The organism is Lentzea sp. NPDC006480, from assembly GCF_040611995.1.
Taxonomy (GTDB): domain Bacteria; phylum Actinomycetota; class Actinomycetes; order Mycobacteriales; family Pseudonocardiaceae; genus Lentzea.
The window spans coordinates 1-7,758 of the sequence record NZ_JBEXPJ010000265.1 but is presented as its reverse complement, the minus strand read 5'-3'; the positions used below and the strand labels follow the sequence as shown (position 1 = coordinate 7,758).

Here is a 7,758-nt window from a genome sequence, read left to right as displayed (position 1 = left end):
GTGTCGATCACGGTGAGCTTGTTGTCGTTGGAGTTCGTCACGTAGCCGCGGGTCCCGTCGAACGCGACCGCTGCCATGTACGGCGAGTTCGCGCCAGCATGCCCTGCACCCTGGGCCGCCCGGCCGCGCTGCTGGGCGAGCGCTGGACGTTGTTGCTGCTCCGCCAGATCTTCCTGGGCACCCGCCGCTTCGAGGACTTCCAGGCGACCATGGAGATCTCGCGCAGCGTGCTGACTGATCGGTTGAACGTGCTGCTGCAGGAGGGCGTGCTCAAGCGCGTGCCCTATCAGGAAGATGGGCGCACACGGCACGAGTACCGGCTCACGGACAAGGGCCGCGATCTCTACCCGGTGATGATGGCGCTGCGCACGTGGGGCGAGAAGTGGATGGCGACCGAGGAGGACGAGTCGTTCCACCTGCACCACCGCGACTGCGGCGGCGGGGTGCGGGCGAAGGTCGAGTGCACGGACTGCGGCGCCGAGCTGACGGCGCGCGATGTGCAGGTGACGGCACGTTCGTGAACTTGTACTGACAACTGCGGAAGCCCGGGTGAACTCAATCTTCAGTGCATTGCTGAAGACGGTTGCAGGGCGCAAGTGTTCTTGTCATGACAAGAGCTGCTCTTGCGTTACTGCTGCCCCTGCTGCTGCTCGTCCCGGCTGCCCACGCGGCCCCGGCGAAGACGCCGAAGGTGCTGGTGATCGGCCTCGACGGCGCTCGTTACGACAAGCTGCTGTCGGCTGACACGCCCAACGTCCACGCGCTGCTGAACCGCGGCTACGGCGCCCGCAGCGCGCTGTACGGGTCGGGCATGGCCCAGACCTCCAGCGGTCCCGGCTGGTCCACGATCCTCACCGGCGTGTGGCCGGACAAGCACAAGGTCAAGGACAACTCCTTCTCCGGCAACGCCCTCGCGTCGTACCCGAGCTGGCTGGAGCGGGCGAACACGGCGAACCCCGCGCTGTCGACGTACGCGGCGGTGGACTGGAAGCCGATCGGCGACCAGATCCTGCGTGCCGGCCAGGACCGCAAGTACGTGCTGGACGGCGACACGGCGGGCTACACCGGCTCGGACGAGAAGATCACGGTCGACGCCGAGCAGCATCTGAGGACCAACGCCGCCGACGCCTCGTTCGTCTACCTCGGCCAGATCGACATCGCGGGCCACAGCTTCGGCGCCGACTCCTCGCAGTACGCCGCCGCGATGCGCACCAACGACGCGCAGATCGGCCGTCTCGTCGCCGCCGTCGAGTCGCGGTCGACCTACGCGTCCGAGGACTGGCTGATCATGCTCACCACCGACCACGGCCACACGGCGGCGGGCGGCCACGGCGGTGACTCTCCCGAGGAGCGCATGACGTTCGTGATCTCCACGGGCGCGGCTCGTCCGGCCGTGGCGCCGAAGCTGGTCGACGTGGCGGCTTCCGCTCTCAAGCACCTCGGTGTCGCCGCTTCCCTCGACGGTTGCGCGATCGGCTCCGCGCCGGTCGACGCGTTCGACTCGGTGACGCTGAAGCCGCGTCAGGACGAAACCGGTGTGCCCGCTTCGGTTCTGGGCTGGACGCACCAGGGTCCGGCGGGCTGGACGGTGACCACCTCGTCGTCGATGCCGCAGGGTGTCGCGGAGTGGCAGGGCTGGTCGTTCACGACCGACGAGTTCTGGACTCGCACCGCGCCTTCGCAGTCGCGTGAGGCGAACGTGCGCGCGCGTGGCGTCTTCGCCGTGGCGGACCCGGATGAGTGGGACGACAAGGGTTCGCCGTCGTCGAGCGGCAAGTTCGACTCGACGATGACCTCGCCCTCCTACGACGTGACGGGCAGGTCGAGCGTGCGGCTGGAGTACGGCTCGCACTACCTGCAGGAGGGTTCGCAGACCGGCACGGTGTCCGTGTCGTTCGACGGCGGCCCGGCGCAGCTCGTCAAGACCCACAACGCGGACGGCCTCGCCCAGCAGATCTCGCTGAACGTGACCGTCCCGCCGGGTGCGCGCACCGCCAAGGTGTCGTGGCGGCTCTTCGACGCCGGCAACAACTGGTACTGGGCCGTCGACGCCCCGCGCCTGTCGTAGCTACGGCAGGGCTGAGCGCCACTCGCTGGCGCTCAGCTCCTCCAGTTCCCGCGCTTCCCGCGCACCGAGCTGACCGAAGAGTTGCTTGGCCTGCGCCCACATCTCGTCGTTCGCGGTGGCGGCGGCGAGATCACGCATGGTGCGGGCCTGCCAGATCGGCAGTCCCAGCTCGGTCCATTGCGTGAGCGCGTCCTCAAGCAGGGCAGCAGCCTCGTCGTCTCTTCCCTGAGCCAGCGCGACCTCGCCGAGTGTCCGAGTCATCAACGCGACACCGAACCGGTCGTGCTGCCGTGTGCAGACCTCCAGGCACTCGGCCAGAAGGTCGTCGACGCCCTCCAGTTCGCCCGCCCGCAAAGACGCTTTCGCGAGCGACTGAGCCGCGTACGTGGCACCGAGCTCGTCCCCCGCTTCCCGCAGGATCTGCTCGGCTTCCCGGCTCAGCGCAACGGCTTCCGCGAACGCGCCGGTCGCCCGGTGGCACAAGCTCAAGCCCCGCAACGCCAACGCCTCACCGCGCTGGTCGTCCTGCGCCTGGAACAGCTCCACGCACCGTTCGAACGCCCGCGTCGCCTCCACCAGGTCACCGTGATCGCGGTGGATCGCGCCGACGCCGTAGCTGGCCGCCGCGACGACCCCGTTGTCCCCCAGTGTGATCGCCTGGTCGAGCAGCTCGCGGGCCCGGTCGAACTCGGCCAGGTCGCGGTAGACCGTGCCCATGCCGACGCACGCCACGGCGAGCGTCTCGGGTTCGTCGATCTCGCCCGCGATCTCCGCCGCCTGCTGGAAGCTCGTCAGCGCCGCCGCGAAGTCGTCCTGCTCGTACCGCAACTGCCCGAGCCCGGCCAGCAGCACCGCCTCCGCGCGCCGGTTGCCGCGTTCCCGCGCCGACCGCAGCGCCACCTCGTGCGTGCGCTGCCAGTTGCCGAACTCGTTGCGTGCCGCGAAAGGCGACGACAGCAGCGACGTGATCACGGTCGTGGTCAGCTCGTCGACACCGAGGTCGTGGGCTCGTTCGACGGCGCGCACGACCGCGTCCGTCTCGGAGTGCAGCCAGCCCGTCGGATCTTCCTCGACGTCCTCCGCCAGCCGCGGGTCCGGCTCGATCTCGGTGTGCAGCTTCGGCCGCAACCCCAGCGTCACGCGCGGCAGCTTCTTCACGCCGGTCTCGACGAGCGCGAGCCACGCCTCCAGCAGGCGTGTCACGGCTTCCGTCGCGGGTTCCTGCGCGGCCTGCTCGGCGCCGAAGAGCTGCACCAGGTCGTGGAACCGGTAGCGCACCCGGCCGATCTGGTCGACCCCGGCGACGTCCACCAGGCGCAGATCCACCAGGTGTTCGACGACGTCTTCCGCGTCGTACGGCGAGATGTCCAGCAACGGCGCCGCGACCCACGCACCGAAGTCCGGCAGGTCGAGCAGCGACAGCAGGTGGAATGCCTTGCGGTGCCGGGCGTCCAGCTCGGAGTAGTTGAGCCTCAGCGACGACCGGATCGCGAGGTCGCCGGTCTCCAGCTCGTCGAGCCTCCTGCGTTCGTCCGACAGCCTCTTCGCGAGCGTCTTCAACGGCCAGTGCGGCCGGGCCAGCAACTTCGCCCCGGCGGCTCTGAGTGCGAGCGGCACCCCGCCGCACAGCTCCGAGATCCGTTGCGCCGCTTCGGGTTCCGCGCCGACCCGGTCGGTGCCGACGATCCGGCTGAGCATCTCCTCGCTCACCACGGAGTTGAAGAACCCGAGCTCGATCGGCTCGGCACCCTCCAGCCCGGTGAGCCTGCTGCGGCTGGTGATGATCACGAAGCAGTTCGCGTTGCCCGGCAACAAGGGCCGGACCTGGGACTCGCTGCGGGCGTTGTCGAGCACGATCACCAGCCGCCGGTCGGACACCGTGCGCCGGTACAGCTCGACGCGCTCGTCCGGTGCGGCGGGCTGGTCCTGGCCGGGGATGCCGAGCAGCCCGAGGAACCGCCCGATCACCTCCTGCGGTTCCAGATCCCGCCCCGCGCCGCGCAGATCCGCGAACAGCTGGCCGTCCGGGTACGACTTCCGCAGCAGGTGCGCGGCGTGCACGGCGAGCGCGGACTTGCCCGCGCCACCGAATCCGGACACGACCACGGTCGGCGTCGCGGTGCGCTCCTCACGCCCCTCGGTGAGGCCCAGGACCTGCTTCAACGCCTCCTCGCGGCCGGTGAAGTCGCTGATGTCGGGCGGCAGGTGGTGCGGGACGACCTGCTGCGTCGTCACGACCGGTGCCGTCACCACGGTGGCCTTCGGCGGCGCGGCTTCGAGCGTGCCGTTGAGGATCGCGGTCTGCAGCTCCCGCAGCTTCTCGCCCGGCTCGATGCCCAGTTCGTCCAGCAGGTACTCGCGGGCGTCGCGGTAGACGTTGAGCGCGTCCGCCTGCCGTCCCGCGCGGTGGAAGGCCCGCATGAGCAGCTCGCGGGTGTCCTCACGCGCCGGGTGGGCGTTGGCGAGCGACGAGAGCCGCGCGATGGCGTCCTCGACCCGGTTCTGCGCCAGTTCGCAGCGGCCGAGCCCCTCCTCGGCGCTGAGCCTGGACTCCTCCAGCGTCATCGCGTGCCCGCGGGCGAACGCCGACTCGACGCCGTGCAGGGCCGGGCCGCGCCACAGCGAGAGCCCGTGCTGGTAGTGCGTGATGGCGGTGGCCGGGTCGTCCGCTCGTTCCGCCTGTCGTGCCGTGGTCAGGTGCTTGTTGAACTGCTCGACGTCGCTGTCCACGTCGAGGAGGTAGCCCGGCGCTCTCGTGACCAGCGCCTTGCCGACGGCACGCCGCAACGACGACACGTAGGTGTGCACGAGCGCGCCCGCCGTCTGCGGTGGCGTCTCGTCCCAGATCAGGTCGATCAACCGCTCCACCGGCACCACCTGGCGCGGTTGCAGCAGCAAGGCCGCCAGCAGAGTCCTCGGCTTCGGTCCTCCGAGACTCACCTGTCTGTCGCCGACCCACACTTCGATCGGCCCAAGTACGAGCGCTCGCACGCTCACACCCCCATCCCCCAGATGACCTTCAGGTCTGGTACGAGGATGCATCATCCTCGCCCATCGCGACACGTTTCAGGGTGCGCAGAACAGGGGCGGTTTCTGTTTCCCGCACTCCGTCGAGGCTCCCGACGCGTCCAGTCAAATACTGGTAAAGCTCGCCGCCGCTGCGGCACGTCACGCTGGCCACGAGATTCGCCGGTCCCGTTGTGGCGGCCGCGAAGTACACCTCCGGGTGGGTGGCCAGGGTCGCCCCGGCCTGGGCCAGGTGCCGCGGTTCCACCCGCATCCACAGCCTGGCCTGCGTCGCGAAGCCGAACCGTGCTGGATCGGCGTCCAACTGCAGTTCCAGTACTCCGCTCCTCCTGAGGTGCTCGACGCGTCTGCGGGCGGTCGACTCGGAGGTCCTGGTGGTGGCGGCCAGCTCCGCGAAGCTGGCGCGGCCGTCCGCTTCGAGGATTTTGAGCAGAGCTTCGTCGAGTGGCGTGAGTTCGCCGGCCGGTTCCGGTTCGAGTTCCGGTTGGAGAGCTTCGGCTTCGCCGGGTTCGAGGCAGGCGATGCCACGCCACGTTCCGGGTGACACGAAGCCGCGCAGGATGTTGTGCGCGCTCACGTCCACCAGGCGTCTCGGCAGCCGGTCGAGCAGCAGCTCGTCCGGGCTCTTCACCTGCTGGAGGCATGAGATCTCGGTGCCGCCGGACATCAGGTGCACCCAGAACGTGTCGCCGCGCTTCGCGAGTGCCTGGGCCAGCACGGGGCCGGCGTCCGGAGTGCAGCGGAGTCTCAGAGTCCAGGCGTGGTGACCGAGGCGGAACCGGTTGAGCGCGCCTCTCACCCTGATGCCGTGCTCCTTGAGCCGTTGGTAGCGGCGGGCTGCGGTGTGTTCGGAGATGCCGAGGACGTCGGCGATCTTCGCGAACGGGGCGCGGCCGTCGATCTGGAGCGCGTGCGCGAGTCTCCTGTCGATGGATTCCACCCGCTTGACGATAGTTCGTGGCGGATTCCGCCGCATTTCCGCTTCTGACCGACCGATCGGGGCTCACGTTGCGAAGCTCGGTGCATGGTTGATTTCGAGGGGTTCTACCGCGGTGGCGAGCTGGTCGAGGGGATGCCGCACACCGGTGTGCCGTGGGACATCGGGGCGCCACAGCCGGTCGTCGTGGCGTGGGAGGCCGCTGGGCGGTTCCGCGGGCACGTGCTGGACGCCGGCTGCGGGACGGGTGACAACGCGCTTTTCCTGGCGTCGCGCGGGTTCCGGGTGACGGGCGTCGACATCGCGCCTTCCGCGATCGAAACGGCTCGGTCACGCGGTGACGGCGTCGAGTGGGTCGTCGGCTCCACGTTCACCGGGCAGTTCGACACTGTGCTCGCGAGTGCGTTGTTCCACTGCCTGCCACCGTCGGAACGACCTGGGCTGATGGTGTCGTTGCGCGATGCGGCCGCGGACGGGGCGTTGCTGAACCTGACGTCCCTGGCGGTCGAGGGCGGCCCGTTCGAGGTGAGTGCCGCCGAGCTGCGGACGGCTGTGCGGGACGCCGGCTGGGAGATCACCCGGTTCGACTCGGACGTGATCACCCTGACCGGCGTCGACGGCCTGCCGACGCTGCCGGTGTGGGTCGTGGAAGCTACCGCAACGAGTCGAGGTGCTTGCGCAGCAACGACACCGTGAGCTCCGGGGTCATCCGGTCCGGGTGCAGCACGCCGTCCACGGTGAGGCCGTTCAGCAGTGACGCGAGCCGTTCCGCTTCCAGCTGAACGTCGACGGCGCCCACCGTGCCGTTCTCGGACATGACTGTCAGGGCTCGGTGGCACAATTGGCGAAGTCCGTCGTAGAGCCGTTCGGCGTGCGGCCTCAGCGACGGGCGGGTGCGTGCCGCGGTCGCGAAAGCCAGCCACAGCACGGCTTCGTCGCGCCTGCGCTCGTCGAGCGGCAGCACCTCCGAGAGCACGCGTTCTCCTGGTCGGCGGAGATCTCCCGTGCGGTCTCCGAGTGTCCGCACGTGCGCCATCACGCGTTCGTCGATCGAGTGGATCAGGGCTTCGACCGCGAAGATGATCATGTCGTCGTGGCTGTCGAAGTAGTGCCGGATGGAGCCGATCGCGAGGCCGGCTTCGACGGCCACGTTGCGCAGTGAGGCCTGCTCGACGCCGTCCCGCACGACCACGCGGAACACCGCCTCGGCGACGGCTTGGCGACGGGCGGCTGGGTCGACGACTCTCGGAGACACCTCCCTTTTCTAGCATGACCCTGCTAGTTTAAGTAGCAAGGTCATGCTACTTAGGGGGATGCAATGACATATGTGCTGATAGCGGCCGGTGTGCTGTACGTGTTGGTGCGCCGGTTCAGCGGCGAGCCCTTGAACGCCCGCGACCTGCTGGCGCCGCCCGCGTTCCTGCTGTTCTTCGGGATCCGCGCGCTCGAGGGCTTCCACCTGATCTACCTGCTGCCGTTGGCCGCCGGGTTCGCGTTCGGCGCGCTGCGGGGCATGACGATCAGGCTGTTCGAGCGCGACGGGCACCTGTGGCAGCGGTACACGCCGTGGACGTTGCTCGTGTGGGTGACGTCGCTCGGCGCGTCGCTCGGGCTGGGCCTGCTGATCGGCGGGCACGCGCCGACGCAGCTGTCGATCGGCGTGAGCATGCTCGGCGAGTTGTTCAGCGTCGGGGCCAAGGCGCTGAACACCGGAATTCCGTTCGCT

General features: G+C 69.2%; 7 protein-coding genes. 4 read left to right on the top strand and 3 right to left on the bottom strand.

Annotated features, from left to right (window positions below; translation table 11 throughout):
* The first annotated feature begins 98 nt into the window (after nt 1-98).
* Nucleotides 99-521: a helix-turn-helix domain-containing protein gene (locus tag ABZX92_RS44210; RefSeq protein ID WP_355571922.1), complete on the top strand. Its 423-nt coding sequence runs from the start codon at nt 99-101 to the stop codon at nt 519-521.
* A gap of 86 nt (nt 522-607) precedes the next feature.
* On the top strand, nt 608-2,068 hold the full coding sequence (locus ABZX92_RS44205; protein WP_355571920.1) for an alkaline phosphatase family protein: 1,461 nt from the start codon (nt 608-610) through the stop codon (nt 2,066-2,068).
* On the opposite strand, the gene ABZX92_RS44200 is transcribed toward ABZX92_RS44205, so the two are convergent.
* Nucleotides 2,069-5,008: a BTAD domain-containing putative transcriptional regulator gene (locus tag ABZX92_RS44200; protein WP_355571918.1), complete on the bottom strand. Its 2,940-nt coding sequence runs from the start codon at nt 5,006-5,008 to the stop codon at nt 2,069-2,071.
* A gap of 79 nt (nt 5,009-5,087) precedes the next feature.
* Nucleotides 5,088-6,035 (bottom strand): Lrp/AsnC family transcriptional regulator, encoded by a 948-nt coding sequence (locus tag ABZX92_RS44195; RefSeq protein ID WP_355571916.1) that lies wholly within the window; start codon nt 6,033-6,035, stop codon nt 5,088-5,090.
* A gap of 84 nt (nt 6,036-6,119) precedes the next feature.
* Between ABZX92_RS44195 and ABZX92_RS44190 the strand changes: the two genes are divergently transcribed.
* Nucleotides 6,120-6,728 carry a methyltransferase domain-containing protein gene (locus ABZX92_RS44190; RefSeq protein WP_355571914.1) on the top strand — a complete coding sequence of 203 codons (609 nt, stop codon included), beginning with the start codon at nt 6,120-6,122 and terminating at the stop codon, nt 6,726-6,728.
* Here the strand turns inward: ABZX92_RS44190 and ABZX92_RS44185 are convergent.
* The gene (locus ABZX92_RS44185; RefSeq protein WP_355571912.1) at nt 6,685-7,287 is read right to left on the bottom strand and encodes a TetR family transcriptional regulator C-terminal domain-containing protein; all 603 of its coding nucleotides are present in this window, start codon (nt 7,285-7,287) and stop codon (nt 6,685-6,687) included. The two genes, ABZX92_RS44190 and ABZX92_RS44185, sit on opposite strands and share 44 nt — an antisense overlap.
* 63 nt (nt 7,288-7,350) lie before the next feature.
* Here ABZX92_RS44185 and ABZX92_RS44180 point away from each other — a divergent pair.
* Nucleotides 7,351-7,758: DUF1453 domain-containing protein (locus tag ABZX92_RS44180; protein ID WP_355571910.1), on the top strand; the 408-nt coding region annotated here is incomplete at its 3' end.

What these genes read in the sequence shown, in the direction of transcription:
- ABZX92_RS44210 (WP_355571922.1), top strand. Translation starts at nt 99, where the DNA reads ATGCCCTGCACCCTGGGCCGCCCGGCCGCGCTGCTGGGCGAGCGCTGG.
- ABZX92_RS44205 (WP_355571920.1), top strand. Translation starts at nt 608, where the DNA reads ATGACAAGAGCTGCTCTTGCGTTACTGCTGCCCCTGCTGCTGCTCGTC.
- ABZX92_RS44190 (WP_355571914.1), top strand. Translation starts at nt 6,120, where the DNA reads ATGGTTGATTTCGAGGGGTTCTACCGCGGTGGCGAGCTGGTCGAGGGG.